The sequence below is a fragment of the Magnetospirillum aberrantis SpK genome (assembly GCF_011022235.1).
GTDB classification, from domain to species: Bacteria; Pseudomonadota; Alphaproteobacteria; order Rhodospirillales; family Magnetospirillaceae; genus Magnetospirillum; species Magnetospirillum aberrantis.
In genome coordinates this window covers 15490-37351 of record NZ_JAAIYP010000046.1, presented here as the reverse complement: position 1 = coordinate 37351, position 21862 = coordinate 15490, and the positions used below count along the sequence as shown (strand labels likewise).

21 protein-coding genes are annotated in these 21862 nt (G+C 66.9%); 11 read left to right on the top strand and 10 right to left on the bottom strand.

Going from position 1 to position 21862, the window contains the following annotated elements; translation table 11 throughout:
- Positions 1-126: 126 nt before the first annotated feature.
- From G4223_RS18985 to mutM, 3 genes are read right to left on the bottom strand one after another with little or no spacing between them, the layout of a single operon-like run.
- Positions 127-903: an enoyl-CoA hydratase gene (locus tag G4223_RS18985; protein WP_163682994.1), complete on the bottom strand. Its 777-nt coding sequence runs from the start codon at positions 901-903 to the stop codon at positions 127-129.
- Positions 904-925: 22 nt separating this feature from the next.
- The gene (locus G4223_RS18980) at positions 926-1282 is read right to left on the bottom strand and encodes a hypothetical protein (protein WP_163682992.1); all 357 of its coding nucleotides are present in this window, start codon (positions 1280-1282) and stop codon (positions 926-928) included.
- Between the two features lie 19 nt (positions 1283-1301).
- Positions 1302-2144, bottom strand: coding sequence for a bifunctional DNA-formamidopyrimidine glycosylase/DNA-(apurinic or apyrimidinic site) lyase (gene mutM / locus G4223_RS18975; RefSeq protein WP_163682990.1), 843 nt, complete (start codon positions 2142-2144; stop codon positions 1302-1304).
- 68 nt (positions 2145-2212) lie between these two features.
- Here mutM and ubiE point away from each other — a divergent pair, with 68 nt between their 5' ends.
- A complete protein-coding gene (gene ubiE / locus G4223_RS18970; RefSeq protein WP_163682988.1) occupies positions 2213-2974 on the top strand; it encodes a bifunctional demethylmenaquinone methyltransferase/2-methoxy-6-polyprenyl-1,4-benzoquinol methylase UbiE in 762 nt (253 codons plus the stop codon).
- A 4-nt stretch (positions 2975-2978) separates the two neighbouring features.
- A complete protein-coding gene (gene ubiB / locus G4223_RS18965) occupies positions 2979-4514 on the top strand; it encodes a 2-polyprenylphenol 6-hydroxylase (RefSeq protein WP_163682986.1) in 1536 nt (511 codons plus the stop codon).
- Between the two features lie 4 nt (positions 4515-4518).
- On the opposite strand, the gene G4223_RS18960 is transcribed toward ubiB, so the two are convergent.
- From G4223_RS18960 to pgi, 5 genes are all read right to left on the bottom strand, one after another.
- Entirely contained in the window at positions 4519-5838 is a 1320-nt protein-coding gene (locus tag G4223_RS18960) for an Lcl C-terminal domain-containing protein (RefSeq protein WP_163682984.1), read from the bottom strand.
- A 32-nt stretch (positions 5839-5870) separates the two neighbouring features.
- Positions 5871-6464 carry a recombination mediator RecR gene (gene recR, locus G4223_RS18955; protein WP_163682983.1) on the bottom strand — a complete coding sequence of 198 codons (594 nt, stop codon included), beginning with the start codon at positions 6462-6464 and terminating at the stop codon, positions 5871-5873.
- 15 nt (positions 6465-6479) lie between these two features.
- Positions 6480-6803, bottom strand: a complete 324-nt coding sequence (locus G4223_RS18950; RefSeq protein ID WP_163682981.1) for a YbaB/EbfC family nucleoid-associated protein — start codon at positions 6801-6803, stop codon at positions 6480-6482.
- Positions 6800-8578: a DNA polymerase III subunit gamma/tau gene (locus G4223_RS18945; protein WP_163682979.1), complete on the bottom strand. Its 1779-nt coding sequence runs from the start codon at positions 8576-8578 to the stop codon at positions 6800-6802. The genes G4223_RS18950 and G4223_RS18945 overlap by 4 nt, the downstream gene beginning before the upstream one ends.
- An 86-nt stretch (positions 8579-8664) precedes the next feature.
- Complete coding sequence (gene pgi, locus G4223_RS18940; RefSeq protein WP_163682977.1) at positions 8665-10287, bottom strand: glucose-6-phosphate isomerase; 1623 nt, start codon at positions 10285-10287, stop codon at positions 8665-8667.
- Positions 10288-10543: 256 nt separating this feature from the next.
- Here pgi and G4223_RS18935 point away from each other — a divergent pair, with 256 nt between their 5' ends.
- The 8 genes from G4223_RS18935 to G4223_RS18900 all read left to right on the top strand — a co-directional run bounded on the left by G4223_RS18935 (position 10544) and on the right by G4223_RS18900 (position 18853).
- Positions 10544-11317 carry a DUF4198 domain-containing protein gene (locus tag G4223_RS18935; RefSeq protein WP_163682976.1) on the top strand — a complete coding sequence of 258 codons (774 nt, stop codon included), beginning with the start codon at positions 10544-10546 and terminating at the stop codon, positions 11315-11317.
- Complete coding sequence (gene cbiM / locus G4223_RS18930) at positions 11318-11923, top strand: cobalt transporter CbiM (protein ID WP_163682974.1); 606 nt, start codon at positions 11318-11320, stop codon at positions 11921-11923.
- Positions 11920-12480 carry a hypothetical protein gene (locus G4223_RS18925; RefSeq protein ID WP_163682972.1) on the top strand — a complete coding sequence of 187 codons (561 nt, stop codon included), beginning with the start codon at positions 11920-11922 and terminating at the stop codon, positions 12478-12480. The genes cbiM and G4223_RS18925 overlap by 4 nt, the downstream gene beginning before the upstream one ends.
- The gene (cbiQ, locus tag G4223_RS18920; protein ID WP_338086934.1) at positions 12477-13244 is read left to right on the top strand and encodes a cobalt ECF transporter T component CbiQ; all 768 of its coding nucleotides are present in this window, start codon (positions 12477-12479) and stop codon (positions 13242-13244) included. Before G4223_RS18925 ends, cbiQ begins: the two co-directional genes overlap by 4 nt.
- On the top strand, positions 13241-13894 hold the full coding sequence (locus G4223_RS18915; RefSeq protein WP_163682971.1) for an ATP-binding cassette domain-containing protein: 654 nt from the start codon (positions 13241-13243) through the stop codon (positions 13892-13894). Before cbiQ ends, G4223_RS18915 begins: the two co-directional genes overlap by 4 nt.
- A gap of 2 nt (positions 13895-13896) precedes the next feature.
- Positions 13897-14178 carry a hypothetical protein gene (locus G4223_RS18910; RefSeq protein ID WP_163682968.1) on the top strand — a complete coding sequence of 94 codons (282 nt, stop codon included), beginning with the start codon at positions 13897-13899 and terminating at the stop codon, positions 14176-14178.
- An 86-nt stretch (positions 14179-14264) separates the two neighbouring features.
- A complete protein-coding gene (locus G4223_RS18905) occupies positions 14265-17048 on the top strand; it encodes an ATP-binding protein (protein WP_163682966.1) in 2784 nt (927 codons plus the stop codon).
- Positions 17049-17161: 113 nt separating this feature from the next.
- The gene (locus tag G4223_RS18900) at positions 17162-18853 is read left to right on the top strand and encodes a methyl-accepting chemotaxis protein (RefSeq protein ID WP_163682964.1); all 1692 of its coding nucleotides are present in this window, start codon (positions 17162-17164) and stop codon (positions 18851-18853) included.
- Positions 18854-18882: 29 nt separating this feature from the next.
- On the opposite strand, the gene G4223_RS18895 is transcribed toward G4223_RS18900, so the two are convergent.
- Positions 18883-19920, bottom strand: a complete 1038-nt coding sequence (locus tag G4223_RS18895; protein ID WP_163682963.1) for a glycosyltransferase family 4 protein — start codon at positions 19918-19920, stop codon at positions 18883-18885.
- Positions 19848-20741 (bottom strand): UDP-2,3-diacylglucosamine diphosphatase, encoded by an 894-nt coding sequence (locus G4223_RS18890; protein WP_163682961.1) that lies wholly within the window; start codon positions 20739-20741, stop codon positions 19848-19850. The genes G4223_RS18895 and G4223_RS18890 overlap by 73 nt, the downstream gene beginning before the upstream one ends.
- 199 nt (positions 20742-20940) lie before the next feature.
- On the opposite strand from G4223_RS18890, the gene G4223_RS18885 reads away from it, so the two are divergent.
- Complete coding sequence (locus G4223_RS18885; protein ID WP_163682959.1) at positions 20941-21858, top strand: diacylglycerol/lipid kinase family protein; 918 nt, start codon at positions 20941-20943, stop codon at positions 21856-21858.
- Positions 21859-21862 lie beyond the last annotated feature (4 nt).

Below are 21862 nucleotides of genomic sequence, written 5' to 3'. Positions count from 1 at the left end.
ACCATATCCCGGTGATCGGAACCGATCCCCGGCGCCCTCAAGCGGCATAGGCCGCGCGGCCCTTTGGGCCTAACCAAGTTTCGACGAGTTTCCCTCGTCGAAACTTGGTGTCAGCGGTTCTTGCCCTTAGCGGTTCTTGAAGGCCGGGCTGCGTTTTTCCGAGAAGGCGGCCATGCCTTCCTTCTGGTCCTCGGTGGCGAAGGCCGACTGGAACAGGCGGCGCTCCAGGTGCACACCCTGGGCCAGGGTGGTCTCGAAGGCGGCGTTCACCGCTTCCTTGGCCATATAGACGATGGGACGGCTCATGGAGGCGATGCGCTCGGCCACCTTGATCGTCTCGTCCAACAGGTCGGCGGCGGGAACGATGCGCGACACCAGGCCGGCGCGTTCGGCTTCGGCGGCGTCCATCATGCGGCCCGTCAGAACCATCTCCATGGCCTTGGACTTGCCGACCGCACGGGTCAGGCGCTGGGTGCCGCCGGCACCGGGAATGGTGCCGATGGTGATTTCCGGCTGGCCGAACTTGGCGGTGTCGGCGGCCAGGATGAAATCGCACATCATCGCCATCTCGCAGCCGCCGCCCAGCGCATAGCCGGCCACCGCCGCGATCACCGGCTTGCGGCACTTGGTGACGCGCTCCCAGCCGTTGGTGATGAAGTCTTCCAGATAGGCGTCCATGTAGGACTTGGACGCCATTTCCTTGATGTCGGCGCCGGCGGCGAAGGCCTTTTCCGAACCGGTCAGCACGATGGCGCCGATTTCCGCGTCGGCCTCGAAGGTGTCCAACGCCTGGCCAAGCTCGCGGATCAGCGCCGCGCACAAGGCGTTCAGCGCCTTGGGACGGTTCAGCGTGATCAGGCCGACCTGGCCGCGGGTTTCGACGATGATGTTCTCGAACGGCATCCGTGGGACTCCCCTTGTCCGGTCATTCCGGAGAAATGGTGAAATGGACCGCCAGCGCTCCGCCATCCACCTCGGTGTCGATTTTCAGCACCTCCGCCTCGCGGCGGTAGAGGGTGTCGGAGTCACGCGCCCACCCCAACTGGGGCAGGGTGGCGGCATAGAATTTCAAGATTTCGGCGGCTTCGACCGCTCCTGTTGCATAACCCTCGACGATCCGGCCGCCGGGACTGTCGAAAGACAGGCCCGAGCCCTCCACCTCGGTCAGGCCGGGTGCGAGCGGCAAGTCCTCGTAAACGCCGAGGAATCCCTCGGCCCGGGCCGCAAGACCCCAGCCGAGCCCCAGCGTGAGGGCGATGAAGAGTGTGAGAAACGTCCGCATGGCACCCTGGGCTATACCATCAACGCTGTTTTCTCGCACAGAAGAAAGTGGAGCGCCCGGCCTGGACGATGCGGGTGACGCCACCCGTGCGGGAAACGTCGCAGTCGCATCCTGGGCACTTTTCCCCCTCGCGGTCGTAGACGGCGAAGGAATGCTGGAAATACCCCAATTCGCCGGTGGGTTGCACGTGATCCTTGAGTGACGAGCCGCCGGCGGCGATGGCGCGGGCCAGAACGTCCTTGATCGCCGGCACCAGCGCCGCCAGTTCCCGCCGCGTCAGCGACGCCGCCGCACGGGTCGGCAGGATACCGGCCTGGAACAGGCTTTCCGACACGTAGATGTTGCCCAGCCCGGCCACGATCTTCTGGTCCAGCAAGGCCGCCTTGATGGCCGTCGCCCGCCCGGCCAGCCGGTCGGCCAGGACAGTGGCGGTGAAGGCATCGTCCAAAGGCTCGGGCCCCAATCCGGCCAGCAACGGATGGGACGCCACGCCATCGGCGTCGCACAGGTCCAGCAGGCCGAAGCGGCGGGGATCGCGATAGGTGACCATGACGTTGTCGTCGGTGACGAATTCCACATGATCATGCGGCCCCGGCGGTTCGTTGCGCCCGCGCGAGATGACCATGCTGCCCGACATGCCGAGATGGCCCAGCATCACCAGCCCGCCCCCCAGGCGCACCACCAGGTATTTGGCGCGCCGGCCCACGCTTTCGACACGCCGGCCGCTCAGCCGTTCGGCGAAGCCGGGCGGCAGGGGTTTACGCAAGTCGGGGCGGCGGCAGGTGACACGGGCCAGGACACGGCCCTCCCACACGGCGGCCAGCCCTCGGGCGACGGTTTCGACTTCGGGAAGCTCGGGCATGGCGACAGCGTAAAGAGCGCGCCGCGCTCTGGCAAGGCGGGCGCATCTGTACTAAGGTGCGGGCCACCATGACCGACACGCAGAACCAGGGCCCCCAGGGTCAGACCCATTTCGGCTTCAAGACCGTGCGCGAGGAAGAAAAAGCCTCGCTGGTGCGCGAAGTGTTCGATTCCGTCGCCACCAAGTACGATCTGATGAACGACCTGATGAGCGCCGGCATTCACCGGCTGTGGAAGGCGTCGTTCCTGGACTGGCTGCGGCCGCGCCCGGACCAGGCCTTGCTGGACGTCGGCGGCGGCACCGGCGACATCGCGTTTGGCTGGAAGAAGCGCGGCGGCGGGCCGGCCCTGGTCTGCGACATCAACAAGGAAATGCTGGCGGTCGGCCGTGACCGATCCTTCAACCGCAACCTGACGGGCGACCTTGGCTGGGTGTGCGGCAACGCCGAATGCCTGCCGGTGGCGGACCGTTCCGTGGACCGTTACACCATCGCCTTCTGCCTGCGCAACGTCACCCATTGGGACCGCGCCATCGCCGAGGCCTATCGCGTGCTCAAACCCGGCGGCCGCTTCATGTGCCTGGAATTCTCCAAGGTGGTGGTGCCCGGCCTGCGCGAGTTCTACGACATGTATTCCTTCAACGTGCTGCCCAAGGTGGGCGGCATGGTGACCGGCAACGCCGAGGCCTACCAGTATCTGGTGGAAAGCATCCGCAAGTTCCCGCCGCAGGAAGAAATGGCCGAGATGGTCCGCGCCGCCGGCTTCGAACGGGTCGAGGTGCGCAACCTGTCGGGCGGCATCGCCGCCATCCACTCGGGCTGGCGGTTGTAGACGGATGCTGCGCTCCCTTCGCAACCTCAACCGCCTGTTCACCATCGCCCGCGTCCTGGCCCGCCATGACGCGCTGGACGCCGTCGAACTGCCGCTGGCACAGCTGGCCGCCAAGGCGTTGCGGTTCGGCCGCGCCGCCAGCCGCCAGCCCGGCCGCCCCGGACAACGGTTGGCCGCCGCGCTGGTCGAACTTGGCCCGACCTTCATCAAGCTGGGCCAGGCGCTGTCCACCCGCGCCGACCTGTTGGGCGACGAGATGGCCGCCGACCTGTCGGAATTGCAGGACCGGTTGCCCCCCTTCCCGGCGATCGAGGCCCGGCGCATCATCGAAGAAGACCTGGACGCCCCCATCGAGGATTTGTTCCAGAGCTTCGACGACACCGCCGTCGCCGCCGCCTCCATCGCCCAGGTTCACCGCGCCGTCACCCGCGACGGCGAACAGGTGGCTGTCAAGGTATTGCGCCCCGGCGTCGAAGGGGCGTTCAAGCGCGACATCGACCTGTTGCGCTGGTTGGCGGAATGGGCCGAACTGACCCAGCCCAAACTGCGCCGTCTGCGTCTGGTGGAAAGCGTCGACACCTTCGAGGATTCCATCCATTTCGAGATGGATCTGCGTTTCGAGGCGGCGGCCGCCGCCGAGATGGCCGAGAACTTCGTGGGCGACGAATCCTTCCGTGTGCCGGCCATCGACTGGACCCGCACCGCGCGCCGCGTCCTGACCCTGGAATGGGTGGACGGCATCCCGGTGGACGAGACCCAGGCCATGGTCGAGGCCGGATTGTCGCTCGACGACATCCTGAAGAAAGCCGCCGAGGCATTCTTCAACATGGTTTTCCGCGACGGCTTCTTCCACGCCGACATGCATCCCGGCAACCTGTTCGTGGACCGCAACGGCAATCTGGTCGCCGTCGATTTCGGCATCATGGGCCGCGTCGACCTGACGACGCGCCGTCATCTGGGACAAATGCTGATCGGCTTTTTGTCGGGCGACTATCGCCGCGCGGCGGAAGTGCATTTCGAGGCCGGATGGGTGCCCGCCGACAAGAACGTCGACACCTTCACCCAGGCCTGCCGCTCGATCGCCGAGCCGATCATGGGCAAGCCCCTGCACGAGATTTCCATCGCCAAGCTGTTGGGGCAGTTGTTCAAGATCACCGAACAATTCGCCATGCAGACCCAACCGCAATTGCTGATGCTGCAAAAAAGCATGCTGGTGGCCGAAGGCGTCGGCCGCACCCTGGATTCGGGCGTCAACATGTGGGAATTGGCCCGGCCGTTGATCGAAAACTGGATGATCGACAATTTGGGGCCGCAGGCGCGGGTCAAGGAAACCGTCGGCAACGCCATTTCCACCCTGGAACGGCTGCCACGCATGCTGGCCGAGACCGAACGGGCCTATAGCACCTTGATGAGCGGCGGCATCAAGCTGCATCCCGAAACCGTCGCCGCCATGCGCGGTGAAGGTGGCCGCCGCCGCCTGCCCAATTGGGTGCCGTGGGTGCTGACGGCGGTGCTGGCCGCGCTGTTGCTGTGGAAATAGGGAGCTATCCCCGGACACACCGCGCGCTGTTGTAGATCCTGAGCACGTCGCCCTGGGGCCCGTGCCCCACCGGCAAACGACTTTCGTCACCGCTTTTCGGGCTGGAGCGCTGGGCACCGGCGCCATGCACGTCAAGCAGACGCGTGGCCCCACCGCTGATTCCCATACCACCCCGCCCGCCATCCGGTGGCCCCATGCCGCCTCCCCGGCCGGGCGGCGGTCCCCCCATCATTCCTCCCATCGACCCCATCCCCCCTTGCCGTAAATTGCCCATGGCCTTGCCGAAGGCGACGTAAACGGCAAAATCGCCCGGCTGGCGACCGTCGAGATGGGTGGTGGAGGTCCAGGCATAGGGCCAGTTGGCCGAACCGTCCGCTTCGCGAATGGCGCTGACCTGGAACACGGAATCCAACGCCGGCTGGTCGGCCGGACGGCCATAGGCCACGATGGAATGCAGTTCCTTGGCGTCGGGCAGACGCCAGTCATGGTGGCCGGCGAAATCCAGGCCGGCGCAAAAAGCCAACGCCTCGCGCCAATCCAGCCGCCCGTCGCCCTTGGCCGTACCGGCCATCCGCCCGGCGAAAGCCGCGTCGCCGCTGTCGCCGCGTGTCCAGGTCAGGCCGGTGGCGCGATCGCTGACCGTGCCGTCGCCGTTGTCGACGAAGTCGTTACGGCCATAGGCAGGATTGCCACGCACGAAACGGGCGTACCACGTCCGTCGCCCCGGCCCGCCGTCCTGGGGATAACCCTTGATGCGGCCATCGGCGAAGTTGACGCCGAAGAAGGCGCGGTCGCGTCCCATGGTCAGGCCGGCATAGGTGGTGGAGGTCACATATTGGGCGTCGATGGAACGTCCCTGAGCCGGATATTCGAAACGGAACACCGAAATGTCCAGATAGGGCCGGGCGTCGGCGGGGGCGCCGCTTTGTTCCGGCCGGGCGAGACCGGTGGTGCCGCGAAAATCCATCAGCGAATAAAGTTCCTTGATGGTCGGAACCCGCCAGTCGGCATGGCCGCCGGTACGCGCCGCCGCAGCTTGGGAAACCGCCTCGGACCAGTTCAGACGGCGAAACGCCTTTTCCCACACCAAGCCGGTCACAAGGTCGCTGACCGTGCCGTCGCCGTTGTCGTGATAGCGTGCCGGGGTGCGAACCGTCTGCGCGTCCTGGCCGTAAAAGGCCTGGCCCGCCGATGGACAGAGAATGGCGCGACGGTCGTCGTAACAGACGTCCTGTCCGGTGTCGACCACCGCGTAAGGCAAGGTTTGCGCCACCGCCGGCAACGCCAATCCCACCATCATCCCCACGAGAACACAGCTTCGCATGGCAGCCCCCGATGGTTCCGCCGGTGCGGCGGTCAGAACGCCCGTCGCGCCCGAAGCGCGGCGCTGATGGTGCCGTCGTCCAGATAATCCAGCGACCCGCCCACCGGCACGCCGTGGGCCAGTCCCGAAACCGCGACACCCAGCCCCGCCAGCCGGTCGGCCACCAGATGGGCGGTGGTCTGGCCCTCGACGGTGGCCGGGGTCGCCAGAATGATCTCGGTCACGCCGCTTTCGACAACCCGTTGAACCAGCTTGGGAATTCCAAGCTCGTCGGGGCCGATTCCGTCCAACGCCGACAGCAGCCCGCCCAGAACGTGGTAACGGCCGCGGAAAGCCCCCGTGCGTTCCATGGCCCACAACGCGCCCACGTCCTCGACCACACACAAGATAGCGCCGTCACGGCGGGTGTCGGCACAGATGGAACAGGGATCAACACTATCGTAGTTGCCGCAGATCGCGCAGGTCTTGATCTTGTCGGCGACGTCGGCCAGGACATGCGCCAGGGGTTGTAGAAGAACCTCGCGCTTATCCACCAGATGTAGGGCGGCCCGACGGGCCGAGCGCGGACCCAAGCCCGGCAACCGCGAAAGAAGTTGAATGAGGCGTTCGATCTCGGGTCCGACCATGTGGAAATTCCGGCCTCAGAACGGCAGCTTGAAGCCGGCCGGCAGATTGAGGCCGCCGGTGACCTTGGCCATCTCGTCCTGCATGGCGGCCTCGGCCTTGCTCTTGGCGTCGTTGAAGGCGGCGACGATCAGGTCTTCCAGCACCTCGACGTCGTCGGGGGTGACCAGCGCCGGGTCGATCTTGATGCCCTTGAGCTCGAACTTGCCGTTCAGCGTCACCTTGAGCATGCCGCCGCCCGAGGCGCCGGTGACCTCGAGCTCGGCCATCTTGGCCTGCATCTCGGCCATCTTGCTCTGCATCTGCTGGGCCTGCTTCATCAGGTTGCCAAGGTTCTTCATGCTTCTTCTTCTCCTGGGGTCTGTTCCGGGTCGAAGGCCAGTTCGACTTCCTCGGGTTCCTCGGGGGCAATGTCGCGCACCACCTCGATCGAGGAGCCGGGAAAGGCGGCCATGATGGCCTGGACCAGCGGATGGTTGGCGGCGTCCAGCCGCCGCTTGTTCTCGGCGATCAGATCCTGTTCGGCCAGGGTCGGCTCGGTCTCGTCGGTCAGGTTGACCGTGACCGTCCACCGCCGCCCGGTCCACTCTCCCAAAAGGCGCGCCACCTTGGGCGCCAGATCGTTGGGCGCGGTGGAATGCGGCCGCAGCTCAATTCTTCCGGGCTCGAAACGGACAAGGTTGCATTGGGTGCGCAAGGCCACCGCCAGGATGCCCTCGCGCTTGTCGGAAAACAGCTTGGCCACCTCGGCAAAGCCGGCCGGCATGGGCGGCAATTGCAGCGGTTCGGGAACCGGCGCCAGTTGCAGGGCCACCGCGCCGGCCGCCGCCGCACGCATGGTGGTCCCGCCGCCATTGGGCCCACCGACAAAGCCGCCGGCCTGTGCCGGAGTCCCGCCGCCGCCCATGGGCGCGCCGCCACCGGGGCCGTGCGGGGCCGGAGCGGGCGGATTGTTGCGCAACTGCTCGATCACCTCGGCCGGGCTGGGCAGATCGGCGGCATAGGCCAGCCGCACCAGCGCCATCTCGGCCGCCTGAAGCGGATTGGGGGCGGAACGGGTTTCCGACAGCCCCTTGAGCAGCATCTGCCACGCCCGCGTCAGTTGGGCCATGGACAGACCCTCGGCCATGGCCTTGCCCTTGACCCGTTCGGTTTCCGAAGCGGTGCCGGAAAAGGCGGCGTCGGGCGTCACCTTCAGCCGGGTCAGCCAGTGGGTCAGCTCCAGCATGTCCTGGATCACCACCGCCGGATCGGCGCCCAGCGCGTATTGTTCGCCCAGCATGTCGAGCCCGTCGGCCACCGCGCCCTTCATCACCTGTTCGAACAGGTCGAAGACGCGGGCCCGGTCGGCCAGGCCCAGCATGTCGCGGACCTGGGCCTCGCTGACCGTTCCGGCGCCGTGGCTGATGGCCTGGTCCAGAAGCGACAGGCCGTCACGCACCGAACCGTCGGCGGCACGCGCGATCAGTTTCAGCGCGGCCTCCTCGATCCGGGCGTTTTCCTGTTCGGCGATGCCGGCGAAATGCTTCGCCAACACGTCCATGTCCACGCGCCTGAGGTCGAAACGTTGGCACCGTGACAGCACGGTCACCGGAATCTTGCGGATTTCGGTGGTGGCGAACACGAACTTCACATGCTCTGGCGGCTCCTCCAGCGTCTTCAGCAGCGCGTTGAACGCCGCCGTCGACAGCATGTGCACTTCGTCGATGATGTAGACCTTGAACCGCGCCGAGGTCGGGCGGTAACGCACACCCTCGATGATCTCGCGAATGTCGTTGACGCCGGTGCGGCTGGCGGCGTCCATCTCCAAGATGTCGACGTGACGGTCCTCGGCGATGGCGCGGCAATGTTCGCAGACCCCGCACGGGTCGATGGTCGGCCCGCCGTGGCCATCGGGACCGACGCAGTTCAGGGCGCGGGCGATGATGCGCGCCGTGGTGGTCTTGCCCACGCCGCGCACGCCGGTCAGCACGAAGGCATGGGCCAGACGCCCCGACTGGATGGCGTTGGTCAGGGTGCGCACCATCGCTTCCTGGCCGATCAACGAGGTGAAGTCGGTCGGCCGGTACTTGCGGGCGAGGACGCGGTAAGGCGCGGGAGCGGGACTGTCGGTCATGGCCCCAGACAATATATCGGTGGCCGCGCGGTGGAAAGCGTAACGACCCGTCGCCCCCGATTCGGCGGCGGCGGGTCGTTACGGTCTCAGGCTCTCCAGGCGCGGATGGTGTTGATCAGGCCGTTGGTCGAGCAGTCGTGGGCGGTGGCGTCACCGGCGGCCGACAGCTCGGGCAGAATCTTCTTGGCCAGTTGCTTGCCCAGTTCCACCCCCCACTGGTCGAAGGAATTGACGTCCCACAACACGCCCTGGACAAACACCTTGTGTTCATAAAGCGCGATCAGCATGCCCAGCGTCCGCGGGTCCAGGGTCTTGTACAACAGCGTGTTGGTGGGACGGTTGCCGGTGAACACCCGGTGCGCCGCCTGTTCGTCCGACAGTGCCGGGTTTTCCGCCTTGACCTCGGCCAGGGTCTTACCGCGCATCAACGCTTCCGGCTGCGCAAGGAAATTGGCCAACAGCATGGCGTGGTGCTCGCCCACCGGATTGTGGGTGGCGGCCGAGGCCAGGAAGTCGCAGGGGATCAGCTTGGTGCCCTGGTGGATCAATTGGTAGAAGGCGTGCTGGCCGTTGGTGCCCGGTTCGCCGAACACGATGGGGCCGGTCTGCCACCCCACCGCCGCGCCGTCGCGGGCCACCCCCTTGCCGTTGGATTCCATGTCCAATTGTTGCAGGTAAGCGGGCAGGCGATGCAGGTATTGGTCATAGGGCAGCACCGCATAGGCCTGGGCGCCCAGGAAGTTGTTGTACCAAAGCCCCAGCAGCGCCAGCACCACCGGCATGTTGGCGGCCAGGGGCGCGGTACGGAAATGTTCGTCCATGTCGTAGGCGCCGGCCAGCAACTCCTCGAAACGGTCGAACCCCACCGCCACGGCGATGGACAGGCCAATGGCCGACCACAGCGAATAGCGGCCGCCCACCCAGTCCCAGAACTCGAACATGTTGGCCGGATCGATGCCGAAGGCCCGCACCGCCGCCTCGTTGGTGGACAGCGCCACGAAATGCGCCGGCACCGCCCCGGCCCCCAGATGGCCGACCAGCCACTCCTTGGCGGTGGTGGCGTTGGCGATGGTTTCCTGGGTGGTGAAGGTCTTGGACGCGACGATGAACAAGGTCGTTTCGGGATCGCACAGTTTCAGCGTTTCCGCCACATGGGTCCCGTCCACGTTGGAGACGAAGCGCACCGCCAGCCCCGGCTGGTGATAGGGCTTCAACGCCTCGGTCACCATCACCGGACCAAGGTCGGAGCCGCCGATGCCGATGTTGACCACGGTCGCGATGGGCTTGCCGGTGGCGCCCTTCCAGTCGCCCGAGCGCACCCGCCCGGCGAAACCCTTCATCTTGTCCAGTACCGCCCGCACGCCCGGCATGACATCGTGACCGTCCACCAGGATCGGGCGGTCGGAACGGTTTCGCAACGCAACATGCAAGACCGCGCGGCCTTCGGTGGAATTGATGGGCTGGCCACCGAACATGCGGTCACGCCATTGGGCCAATCCGGCCTGGGCGGCAAGCTCCGCCAACAACGCCATGGTGTGGCCGTCCACCCGGTTCTTGGAATAATCCAACAACAGATCGCCCACCCGCAGCGACAGGGCGGTGAAGCGATCAGGATCGGCGGCGAACAGGTCGCGCATGTGACGGCCGGCCATGTCGCCGGCATGCGCCTCAAGCGCCCCCCAGGCGGGCAATTGCGTCGGATGCACCATGACCGTTCTCCCCCTCTTGGCATTTCAGCCCCAGGACTCTAGCACCAGCCCAAGAAACCGGCCATCCCCCCTCGGGGCCTAGCGGCATGCATTCACCACGCTGTCATCGCCGCCGCGATCCGTGAACGGTTTTACCATTGGCAGCCCCCTCGGGCGGCGGTATGGTTGCCGCCATCACACAACGCAGTCGCATAATTTTCTGACCTGAGGCTTGGACAAGCCGGTCGCATGATCCGAAAGAAAGGATTGCCCCACCATGCGTTTCGCCCATCCCCTTTCCGCCCTTCTGGCCGCCGCAATGATGATTCCCGGCGCCGCCCTGGCGCATTTCCAGGAAGTCATCCCCTCGGCCGACATCGTGCCCGAGGACGGTGACCGCACCGTCGGCCTGGAACTGACCTTCACCCATCCCATGGAGATGGGGCCGGTGATGGAAATGGCCCCACCGGTCCGCTTCGGCGTGCTGGCCGACGGCAAGAACCATGACCTGAAAAGCCAGTTGAAGGCCGTCAAGAAGGGCGAGGGCAAGACCGCCTACACCGCCAGCTACAAGGTGGATGCCCCCGCCGATTACGTATTCTACGTCGAACCCGCCCCCTATTGGGAACCGGCCGAGGGCAAGAGCATCATCCACTACGCCAAGGTGGTGGTGGATTTCGGCTCGGGCGAGGGTTGGGACAAGCTGGTCGGCCTGCCGGTCGAGATCGAGCCCCTGGTGCGTCCCTATGGCCTGTGGACCGGCAACGCCTTCAGCGGCATCGTGCGCAAGAACGGCAAGCCGGTGCCGTTCGCCGAAATCGAGGTGGAATGGCGCAACGACGGCAGCGTCAAGGCGCCGTCCGATCCCTTCATTACCCAGGTGATCAAGGCCGATGCCGCCGGCCGCTTCAGCTATGTCATGCCGCGCGCCGGCTGGTGGGGCTTCGCCGCGCTGGTTGACGGCGACAAACCGGTCAAGAACCCCCAAGGCAAGATGGCGCCGGTGGAACTGGGCGCGCTGATGTGGGTCAAGACGGTGGACATGAAGTAGATGGCCCACATCCCCGACGGGGTGGTGACGGTTCCGGTCCTGGTGGCCGGGGCCGTAGCCAGCGCCGGCTTCCTGGGCCTGGGCCTGCGGGCGCTGACCCCCGAACGCATGCCGCGCGTCGCCGTGCTGTCGGCGGTGTTCTTCGTCGCCTCGCTGATCCACCTGCCGGCGGGACCGGCTTCGGTCCACCTGATCCTCAACGGTATCATGGGGGCGGTGCTGGGCTGGGCGGCCTTTCCGGCGATCCTGGTCGCCCTGTTGCTTCAGGCGGTGCTGTTCGGCTTTGGCGGGTTGGTGGTGCTGGGGGTCAACGCCATGAACATGGGGGTGCCGGCGGTGCTGGCCGGCCTGGTGTTCCGGGCCCTGTGGCGACGCGACCGGCCGCGCCGCACCGCGCTGTTAGGCGCGGCCTGCGGCGGCGGCGCGGTGGCGCTGACCACGGTGATGCTGTCCTTGTCGCTGGTGGCGTCGGGCCGCGAGTTCCTGACCGTCGCGCAATTGGTGGTGCTGACCGCCGTCCCGGTGATGGTGGTCGAGGCGGCGTTCACCGCCGCCGCCCTGGGGCTGGTCGCCCGCGTCAAACCCGAGATGCTGGAGGAAGGATGAAGCGCCTGTTGCTGACCGCCGCCCTGGTGTTGGCCGCGTCCCCGGCCCTGGCCCACAAGCTCAAGGTGTTCGCCGCCGCCGAGGGCGCCACCATCGTCGGCACCGCCTATTTCGCCGGTGGCGGCAAGGCCCAGAACAGCACCGGCCGGCTGTTGGCCGCCGACGGCACGGTGCTGACCGAGTTCCGTACCGACGCCCAGGGCGGCTTCCGCCTGGACGTCGCCAGCCGCCAGGATTACCGGGTGGCGGTGGATTCCGGCGACGGCCATGTGGCCGAGACCCGTGTCGCCGCCAGCGAACTGCCCCTGTCGTTGCCCATGGGCGAGGGCTCCTCGACCCCGTCCGCCCCGGCACCGGTGGCGGCACCGACGCCAGCGACAGCCGGCACCGACGCCATCGAGATGGCGGTGGCCCGGCAGATCCTTCCGCTTCGGCAACAGATCGACGCCCTGGAGGAACGCACCCGTTTCAGCGACATCATGGCCGGCATCGGCACCATCTTCGGCGTTTTCGGCATCTTCGCCTGGATCGCCGCCCGGCGACCCCGCACGCCGTGACCCCGGTTCCCGCCCACCTGCTTGCCCCGCAAGGTCCCGCCCGGTCGCTGGTCGCCCGGCTGGACCCGCGCACCCGTGTCCTGGCCGCCGCCCTGTTCGCGGTGGTGGCGGTGGCGGCGCAAGGGATCATGGCGCAGCTTGCCGCGCTGGGTGTGGCCGCCGGGCTTTGCCTGCTGGCGCGGTTGCCGATGCGAACGGTGCTGCGCCGGCTTCTGGCGCTTGAAGTGTTCATGGCGCTGGTGCTGGTCACCCTGCCCTTCACCGTTCCCGGGCAAACGCTGTTCACCCTGGGGGGATTGACCGCCAGCGCCGAGGGAATGGAACGCGCACTGTCGGTCGCCGCCATCGCCAGCGCGGTCATGCTGGCCGTCCAGGCGTTGCTGGCGTCCATGGAAACCGTCGCCTTGGGCCACGCCCTGGCCCGGCTGGGCGTGCCGGCACGGCTGGCCACCCTGATGCTGTTCACCTTGCGCTATGTCGAGGTGCTGCATCAGGAATATGGCCGGCTGCGGCTGGCCATGCGGGCCAGGGCCTTTCGCCCGCGCACCGGCTGGCACACCTGGCGGGCCTATGGCTGGCTGGTGGGCATGTTGTTGGTGAACAGCGTCGAACGTTCCGAACGCATCCACGCCGCCATGCGGTTGCGCGGATTCCGCGGCCATTATCCGATCCTTGACCTGGGCAGGGCCGGTGGGTTGGACTGGGGTTTCGGCGCCGTCCACACGGCGTCCTTGGCCCTGGTTCTGGCGGTGGGGATGATGTGACCCAGGAACTGTTCCGGCTTGAAGACCTTGGCTTCGCCCACGATCCCGCCCGGCCGGTGCTGGCCGGGCTGGAGTTCTCCTTGTCCGCCGGGGAACGGGTGGCCGTTCTGGGCGACAACGGCGCCGGCAAGACGACCTTGCTGCATCTGATGGTCGGGTTGCTGAGGCCCCAGGCCGGCCGCGTGCTGGCGTTCGGTGCCGAACGTCGGCGCGAGGCCGATTTCCACGACGTGCGCGCCCGTGCCGGCCTGTTGTTCCAGGACCCCGACGATCAGTTGTTCTGTCCCACCGTGGCCGAGGACGTGGCGTTCGGCCCGCTCAACCTGGGCGCCGGCCGCGCCGAGGCACAGGACGCGGTGGCCGAGGCGCTGGAACAGGTCGGGCTGCCCGGCTTCGGCGAGCGCGTCACCCACAAGCTGTCGGGCGGCGAGAAACGGCTGGTGACCCTGGCCGCCGTGCTGGCCATGCGGCCCGAGGTGCTGTTGCTGGACGAGCCGTCCAACGCCCTGGACCGCGCGGCGCGCGAGCGCCTGATCGACATCCTGGCCGGGCTTCCCCAGGCCATGGTCATCGTCTCGCACGACGACGATCTGGTCGAACGCCTGGCCACCCGCCGCGTCGTCCTGCGTGGCGGCCGCATCGAGGAGTGAGCATGCCGCACGATCATTCCCACTCGCACGAACACAAGCATGGCCACGCGCACGAACATACCCACGTGCACAACCACAGCCATGCCCACGGCGACACCGTGCACGCCCACGCCCACGCCCACACCCACGCGCACGACCACGTCCACCAGCACCGTCATCCCCACGGCCACGACCAAGGCGAAAGCCACGACCACGGCCACGAGGACCCCAAGCACGCCTGGAAACCGCACGAACACCATCACGCCGCCGCAGAATTGAGCGAACACGACCACGACCATCGGTAATGGACATTCCTTCGTCCTGGCGCTTTCGCCGTCCTGGACGAAAGGATAAGCTGTGCCCTGTCCGTGTGCATGAACAAGGATAAGGCATGTGGTATCCGCGGCCGTGGGCCGTCGCCCTGCTGGTCACCGCCCTGGCCGTTTCCGGGCTTGCCCTGGTCGAGCGGCTGGAATGGTCGCGCCATGCCCACAGCGAACGGCTCGGGACCCTGAACCGTCTTTCGGCGTTGCGCGCCCGGCTCGAGGGCGAATTGAACGGCAGCCTGCTGCTGACCCGCGGATTGGCGGCGGTGATCGCCGTGAACCAGGACATCACCCAATCCCAGTTCGACGCCATCGCCCGCGAGATCATGGGCCAGAAACACCACATCCGTAACGTCACGCTGGTCCGCGGCACCACCATCACCTACGTCTACCCGCTTCAGGGCAACGCCGCCGCCCTGGGCCGCGACCTGCGCGACCTTCCCGACCAATGGCCGCCGGTCCAGCGCATGTTCGAAAGCCGCCAGCCGGTGCTGGCCGGCCCCACCGGGCTGCTGCAAGGCGGCATCGCCATCATCGGCCGCATGCCCATTTTCACCGCCGGCTCCCATGGCCCCGGTTCCGGCCCGCCCTGGGGATTGGTGGCCATTCCCATCTTGCTGGACAGTCTGTTGGGCGCCGCCGGAATCACCGGCCCCGATTCGGGCCTGGACCTGGCCATCCGCGGCCGCGACGGGCTGGGGGCACAGGGCGCCGTCTTCTTCGGGGCCTCGGCGGTGTTCGACGCCGACCCCGTGGTGCTGGACGTGGTGTTGCCCGGCGGGCGCTGGCAACTGGCGGCCGTTCCCATGGGCGGCTGGAACCAGAGCCCACCCGCCACCATCATCTTGCTGCGTGTGCTGGGCGGTGCGCTCAGCCTGAGTCTGGGCGGCTTTTGCTGGTTCTGGATGCGCCGGATGAACGAACGGCGCGAAGGGCAAAGACAATTGGCCCGGTCCGAGGCGCGCCTGTCGGGCATCCTGGCGGCGGCACCGTTCCCGCTGGCGGTGCTGGACCGCCGCGACGGCCGCGTGCTGTACGCCAACCAGCGCGCCGGCCGGCTGTTGGGGGTGTCGCCGGAAGTGCTGTGCGGCCACCGCCTGCCCCCCGGCACGGTCACCGCCCGCGAACGCCACCGGCTGATGAACCGGCTGGCCGAGCGCGGCTTCATCGACGACGTCGAAATCCGCCTGCGCGCCGCCAGCGGCCGGCCGTTCTGGGCGCTGGTGTCGATGATGCCGTTCGAACAGGACGGTCCCGCCATTTTGGTGGCGTGCAACGACATCACCGCGCGCAAGGCCGCCGAGAACGCCCTTCAGGACCAACTGGCGCTGCACCAGACGGTCATCGACACCATTCCCAATCCCATCTTCTATCGCGATACCCAGGGCCGTTATCTCGGCTGCAACCGCGCCTTCATCGAAATGGCCGGCTTGCCGCGCGACCGCATCATCGGCAGCACCCTGTCCGGCATCGGCGGCGACGACGCGCTGGCCAGCGAGGCCAAACACACCGACCGCATGCTGATTTCCGGGAAACAGCGCGCCGACGCCTACGAGACCACGGTGCACCACCCCGCCGGCTGGTCGATCCGCGTGCTGGTGCACAAGGCGGCGTTCCGCAACGCCGAGGGCCGGGTGGTCGGCATCGTCGGCTGTGCCACCGACATCTCCGACCGCATCGCCTTCGAACAGGAGCTCACCCGCGCCCGCGATCAGGCCGAGGCCGCCAACCGTGCCAAGAGCGAGTTCCTGGCGGTGATCAGTCACGAAATCCGCACGCCCATGAACGGCATCCTGGGCATGGCGCATCTGTTGCTGGGCACCGCCCTCGACCCCACCCAACACGATTACGCCGCCACCATCCACGCCTCGGGCGAGGCGCTGTTGACCATTCTGAACGACATCTTGGAATTCTCGCGCCTGGAGGCCGGGCGCGCCATGGTCGAGGACCAGGCCTTCGATCTTGCCGAAACGGTCGCCAGCGTGGTGGCGCTGATGGAGCCCCGGACACGGAGCAAGGGCGTCGCCCTGACGCTGGATCTGGCCGCCGACCTGCCCCGACGGGTGAGCGGCGACGCCGCCCGCCTGCGCCAGGTGTTGCTGAACCTGGTGGGCAACGCCGTCAAGTTCACGGAAAAGGGCGGGGTCGGCGTCTCTTTGTTCCTGTTGGGGCGACACGACGGCCGCCTACAGGTACGGTTCGACGTCCGCGACACCGGCATCGGCATCCCGGCCGAGGCGCGGGCACAGTTGTTCACCTCGTTCACCCAGGCCGACAGCTCGATTTCGCGGCGCTTCGGCGGCACCGGCCTGGGGCTGGCCATCTCGAAGCGGCTGGTGGAACTGATGGGCGGCGAGATCGGCGTGGACAGCGAACCGGGACGCGGCTCGCGCTTCTGGTTCATCCTGCCCTTCGGCACGGCCGGCGACGACGCCCAGGCCTCTCCACCACCAGCCTTGCCGACCACACAGCCGCTTTCGGTGTTGCTGGCCGAGGACAACCCGGTCAACCGCACGGTGGCCGAACGCATCCTGAGCCAGGCCGGTCACCGGGTGACCTGCGTCGCCACCGGAACCGAGGCGGTCGCCGCCATCCAGGCTCATGGCTTCGATCTGGTGTTGATGGACGTTCACATGCCGGAAATGGACGGGTTCGAGGCGACAAAGCGCATCCGCACGCTTCCCGGCGCGGGGCGCGACGTTCCCATCTACGCCCTGACCGCCAACGTGCTGGCCGGTGACGAGGAACGCTGCGTCGCCGCCGGCATGAACGGATACCTGCCCAAGCCGTTCCGGCCGGCCGACCTTCTCAACCTCCTGGCCGAATTGCCCCGCCGCGAAACGCCTTGACGTTTGCATTCCATTATCGCGGCATTGGCGAATGCAAAATTTGCCGCGTATATTTTGAATACATACTCATGATATATTCCTGGTCAAATGGATGCCTTTCCGGGGAGACCGTCATGTCCGCATTCCTGCAAAACCTCAAGATCGCGCAAAAACTGGCCTTGGCCTTCGGCGCCCTGCTGCTGTTGACCCTGGCCCTGGCCGGCCTTTCGCTGTCAGGGGCGCGCACCATCAACAAGGCGGGAACCGAAATCTCGCGCACATGGTTGCCCAGCGTGCAGAAATCGGCGGAAATCGGCCAGTACCTGTCCGACCATCGCCGCAACGTCCTGGCCCATGTCCTCAGCACCGACGAAGCGACGATGGCCAGCTATGAAAAGGTATTGGCCGACTATACCCCTCGCTTGCAAGCGGCGATCCGCGACTACGAGGGAATGATCGTCCTGCCCGAGGAACGCCGGCTGCATGGCGCCATCGTCTCGGCCACCGCCACGTACCTGAGCGAATCGGAAAAAGTCCTCAACCTGTCGCGCCAGAATCAGAACGCACAGGCCCGCGATCTGGCCATGGGACAGGCCCGCGACGCCTATTTCCAGGTCGCCTCCAGTGCCGAGAAACTGATCAAGCTGAATGCCGACGAGGCGGCACGGCTGGCCGACGAGGCCGACGCCACCTATAACATGGTCCTGCTGGAAATCGGGGCCATCGCCGCTCTCGTCACCGTGCTGACCGTGGTTGCGCTGATCGTGCTGCGCGGCACCATCGCCCGCCCGGTCGTCCAGATTTCCCAGTCGATGGCCGTGCTGGCCAACGGCGACAAGAGCGTCGCCATCCCCGGCATCGGCCGCCGTGACGAATTGGGCGGCATGGCCGACGCCGTCCAGGTGTTCAAGGACAACATGATCCGCGCCGACGCCATGGCCGCCGAACAGGAAGCCCAGCGTGCCGCCCGCGAACGCCGCGCCCAGACCATCGAGACCCTGACCGGCCGGTTCCAGGACACGGTGGGCGGGCTGTTGCAGGCCATCGCCTCGGCCGCCGGGCAGATGGAGAACACCGCCCAGGGCATGTCGGCCACCGCCGCGCAGACCAACAACCAGGCCATGACCGTGGCCTCGGCCACCGAACAGGCGTCGGCCAACGTGCAGACGGTTGCCACCGCCGCCGAGGAACTGTCGTCGTCCATCGCCGAGATCGGCCGTCAGGTCGAACAATCCTCGCGCATCGCCGCCGCCACCGCAGACGAGGCGCGCAAGACCGACAACACCGTCAAGTCGTTGGCCGAGGCCTCGGCCCGTATCGGCGAAGTGGTCAACCTGATCAACGACATCGCGTCGCAAACCAATCTGTTGGCCCTGAACGCCACCATCGAGGCGGCACGGGCCGGCGACGCCGGCAAGGGCTTCGCCGTGGTGGCGGGCGAGGTGAAAAGCCTCGCCAACCAGACGGCACGCGCCACCGACGAGATCGGCGCCCAGATCGGCGCGGTGCAATCCGCCACCCAACAGGCGGTGGTCGCCATCGCCCAGATCGTCACCCGCATCGACGAGATGACCCACATCGCCGCCAGCATCGCCAGCGCGGTCGAGGAACAATCGGCGGCCACCAACGAAATCGCCCGCAACGTCCAACAGGCCGCCGCCGGCACCCAGGAAGTGGCGACCGCCATTACCGGGGTGACCCAGGCCGCCTCGGAAACCGGCCAGGCCGCCGGCGAGGTCCTGGGCGCCGCCAAATCGCTGAACACCCAGGCCGACGGCCTGCGGTCCTCGATCAACGGCTTCCTGGACGGCGTGCGGACGGCCTGATCCAACGCGGCCTGAGGGGAAGTTTCTTCTCAGGCCGCGCTCAGCCGCCCGACCGGAAACGGGCGCAGGTTGTCGAGGAACTGGGCGGTGCAGGCCGCCCAGGAAAAGGTCAGGGCGTGGGCGCGGGCCGTCTCGGCCGGGATGGCCAGCGCGGCCAGCGCCGCGCCCTGCAAGTCCTCGGACAACACGCCGGCCGCCGATCCCCCGACCACGTCCAAAGGCCCCGGCACCGGATAGGCCGCCACCGGCAGACCGCTGGCCAGGGCCTCAAGCAGCACCAGACCGAAAGTGTCGGTTCGCGACGGAAAGACGAAGCAATCGGCGGCGGCGTAATGGGTCGCCAGATCCTCGCCGAAACGGGCGCCGGCGAAGGTCACGCCGGGATGGCGGCGGCGAAGGTCTTCCAGCAACGGACCGTCGCCCACCACCACCTTGGAACCGGGAAGGTCCAGGTCCAGGAATGCCTGGATGTTCTTTTCCACCGCCACCCGCCCCACATACAGGAACACCGGTCGCGGCAGGGCGGCGAAGGGACCGTCCTCACCCCTGGCCTCGGGGCGGGGGCGGAACAATTCGGTGTCGACGCCGCGCGACCACCGCCCGATGTTGCCGAAGCCGCGCCGCGCCAGTTCGTCCTCGATCCCTTGGGTCGCCACCATGATCCGCGACGACTTGCCGTGAAACCGCCGCATCACCGCATAGGAAAGCGGCAACGGCACCCGAAAGCGCGCCTGGATGTATTCCGGGAACTTGGTGTGGTAGGCGGTGGTGAACGGCACCCGCCGTTTCAGGCAATAGCGCCGTGCCGCCCAGCCCAAGGGACCTTCGGTGGCGATGTGGATGGCACAGGGCTGCGCCGCCTCGACCATGCGCGCCAGCCGCCGTCCCGGCTTCAGCGCCAGACGGATTTCCGGGTAGGTGGGACAGGGGACGGAGCGGAAGCAATCGGGGGTGACCAGCACCACCTCGTGCCCGGCCTTTTCCAGTTCGGCCCTCAATGTGTCGAGCGTGCGGACCACACCATTGACTTGAGGAAACCAAGCATCCGAAACGACGAGTATGCGCATTCCCTCTCCTTGGTCGTCGGGGAAACGGATTTGGGGGCGGGCAAGGCGGCGACCGGCGTCGCCATGGCGTGGTCGAGCCAGCGCAGCACCTCAAGGTGTCCTTCGGCGTCCTCGACAAGGGCGGTGCAGCTTTCGACCCAATCGCCGTCATTGGCATAAAGCACGCCGCCGACGTCGCGCATCTCGGCGTGATGGATGTGGCCGCATACCACGCCGTCCACACCCTGGCGGCGGGCTTCGTCGGCGATGGTCTGTTCGTAATCGTCGATGAACTGGACCGCGTTCTTGACCTTGTGCTTCAGATAGGCCGACAGCGACCAATAGGGCAGGCCCATGCGGCGGCGCACCAAATTCAGCCAGTTGTTGAGCGCCAACGCCAAGGTGTAGGCCCAGTCGCCAAGATGGGCCAGCCACTTGGCGTATTTCACCACCCCGTCGAAGCTGTCGCCGTGCAGCACCAGCAGCCGGCGCCCGTCGGCGGTCTCGTGCACGGTCTGGCACGCCACCTCGATGTCGCCGAAATTGTGGTCGGCGTAACCGCGGACGAATTCGTCGTGGTTGCCGGGAATGAACACCACCCGTGTTCCCTTGCGCGCCTTGCGCAGGATCTTCTGGACCACGTCGTTGTGGGCCTGGGGCCAGTACCACGAGCGCCTGAGCCGCCAGCCGTCGACGATGTCGCCGACCAGATACAGGGTGTCGGATTCGGTGTTCTTGAGGAAATCCAGCAGGAAATCGGCCTTGCAGCCGCGCGTGCCCAGGTGCACGTCGGAAATCCAGATGGTGCGGAAACGTTGGGTGGGGGCGGTGTCTGCGGTCATGCGTGAAGGCCCCGCAAGCAGTATCGGACAAGGTTATGCCTCTGTTTTTAGTGCCTTGCGCGACAAGATGTACATACCCTATGTAAAGAAAAGGACCAGAATTCATGAAATTGACAGGATGCTGTAACAATTATTTAATGGTGCTTTCTTGATCCCTCGGGCTATACGGTCCCCCATGTTGGCGCAAAGCACGATCCTCATGGACAGCCCCACCCCCGATGCCGCCCGCGCCGAGCGCGCCCGCCGCGTCCTGGTCATCTACAATCCCACCGCCGGCCGCAAGCGCGGCAAACGGTTGACCGACACCTTGGCGCTGTTGCGGGCCAAGGGATGCGAGGTGGTGGAACGGCGTACCACCCGGCGCGGCGACGCCGAGGAATTCGCCCGCGACGCCAGTTCGGACGATTTCGACGTGGTGGTGGCCGCTGGCGGCGACGGCACCGTCAACGAAGTCATCAACGGCATGGTCAGCCGCCCCGACCGGCCGCGTCTGGCGGTGATCCCGTTGGGCACCGCCAACGTGCTGGCGCTGGAGATCGGCCTGGACCCCAAGGACGCCGAACAGGTGTCGGACACCATCGCCCACGGCCCCAGCCGCACCGTGCATCTGGGCCTGGCCAATGGCCGCCATTTCCTGTTGATGGCCGGCGCCGGCCTTGACGCCCATGTGGTCGAGGGCGTCAACGTGGCGCTGAAGCGCCATGCCGGCAAGCTGGCCTATGTGGTGGAAAGCGTGCGTCAGGCCTTTGGCTACGACTTCCCGGAATTGCAGATCCGCGCCAACGGCCAGACCTACGAAGGCCGCATGGCGGTGGCCTGTCGCGGCCGCTTCTATGGCGGCCCGTTCGTCGCCGCCCCCGACGCGCGGCTGGACCGGCCCAAGCTGGAAGTGTGCATCCTGCCGAAATCCGGCGTCGGCGGCGTGGTGCGCTATGGTCTGGCGCTGCCCATGAACAAGCTGGCGGAACTGCCCGAGGTTCAGGTGGTGTCGGCCGATTCCATCACCATCCTGGGTCCGCGCGGCGCGCCGCTTCAGGGCGACGGCGACATCGTCGCCCGCCTGCCGGCCGAAATCAGCATCGCCAGCGAAACCGTGGAACTGGTGATGCCGGAATAACTCC

What these genes read in the sequence shown, in the direction of transcription:
- G4223_RS18985 (WP_163682994.1), bottom strand. Translation starts at nt 903, where the DNA reads ATGCCGTTCGAGAACATCATCGTCGAAACCCGCGGCCAGGTCGGCCTG.
- G4223_RS18980 (WP_163682992.1), bottom strand. Translation starts at nt 1,282, where the DNA reads ATGCGGACGTTTCTCACACTCTTCATCGCCCTCACGCTGGGGCTCGGC.
- mutM (WP_163682990.1), bottom strand. Translation starts at nt 2,144, where the DNA reads ATGCCCGAGCTTCCCGAAGTCGAAACCGTCGCCCGAGGGCTGGCCGCC.
- ubiE (WP_163682988.1), top strand. Translation starts at nt 2,213, where the DNA reads ATGACCGACACGCAGAACCAGGGCCCCCAGGGTCAGACCCATTTCGGC.
- ubiB (WP_163682986.1), top strand. Translation starts at nt 2,979, where the DNA reads ATGCTGCGCTCCCTTCGCAACCTCAACCGCCTGTTCACCATCGCCCGC.
- G4223_RS18960 (WP_163682984.1), bottom strand. Translation starts at nt 5,838, where the DNA reads ATGCGAAGCTGTGTTCTCGTGGGGATGATGGTGGGATTGGCGTTGCCG.
- recR (WP_163682983.1), bottom strand. Translation starts at nt 6,464, where the DNA reads ATGGTCGGACCCGAGATCGAACGCCTCATTCAACTTCTTTCGCGGTTG.
- G4223_RS18950 (WP_163682981.1), bottom strand. Translation starts at nt 6,803, where the DNA reads ATGAAGAACCTTGGCAACCTGATGAAGCAGGCCCAGCAGATGCAGAGC.
- G4223_RS18945 (WP_163682979.1), bottom strand. Translation starts at nt 8,578, where the DNA reads ATGACCGACAGTCCCGCTCCCGCGCCTTACCGCGTCCTCGCCCGCAAG.
- pgi (WP_163682977.1), bottom strand. Translation starts at nt 10,287, where the DNA reads ATGGTGCATCCGACGCAATTGCCCGCCTGGGGGGCGCTTGAGGCGCAT.
- G4223_RS18935 (WP_163682976.1), top strand. Translation starts at nt 10,544, where the DNA reads ATGCGTTTCGCCCATCCCCTTTCCGCCCTTCTGGCCGCCGCAATGATG.
- cbiM (WP_163682974.1), top strand. Translation starts at nt 11,318, where the DNA reads ATGGCCCACATCCCCGACGGGGTGGTGACGGTTCCGGTCCTGGTGGCC.
- G4223_RS18925 (WP_163682972.1), top strand. Translation starts at nt 11,920, where the DNA reads ATGAAGCGCCTGTTGCTGACCGCCGCCCTGGTGTTGGCCGCGTCCCCG.
- G4223_RS18910 (WP_163682968.1), top strand. Translation starts at nt 13,897, where the DNA reads ATGCCGCACGATCATTCCCACTCGCACGAACACAAGCATGGCCACGCG.
- G4223_RS18905 (WP_163682966.1), top strand. Translation starts at nt 14,265, where the DNA reads ATGTGGTATCCGCGGCCGTGGGCCGTCGCCCTGCTGGTCACCGCCCTG.
- G4223_RS18900 (WP_163682964.1), top strand. Translation starts at nt 17,162, where the DNA reads ATGTCCGCATTCCTGCAAAACCTCAAGATCGCGCAAAAACTGGCCTTG.
- G4223_RS18895 (WP_163682963.1), bottom strand. Translation starts at nt 19,920, where the DNA reads ATGCGCATACTCGTCGTTTCGGATGCTTGGTTTCCTCAAGTCAATGGT.
- G4223_RS18890 (WP_163682961.1), bottom strand. Translation starts at nt 20,741, where the DNA reads ATGACCGCAGACACCGCCCCCACCCAACGTTTCCGCACCATCTGGATT.
- G4223_RS18885 (WP_163682959.1), top strand. Translation starts at nt 20,941, where the DNA reads ATGGACAGCCCCACCCCCGATGCCGCCCGCGCCGAGCGCGCCCGCCGC.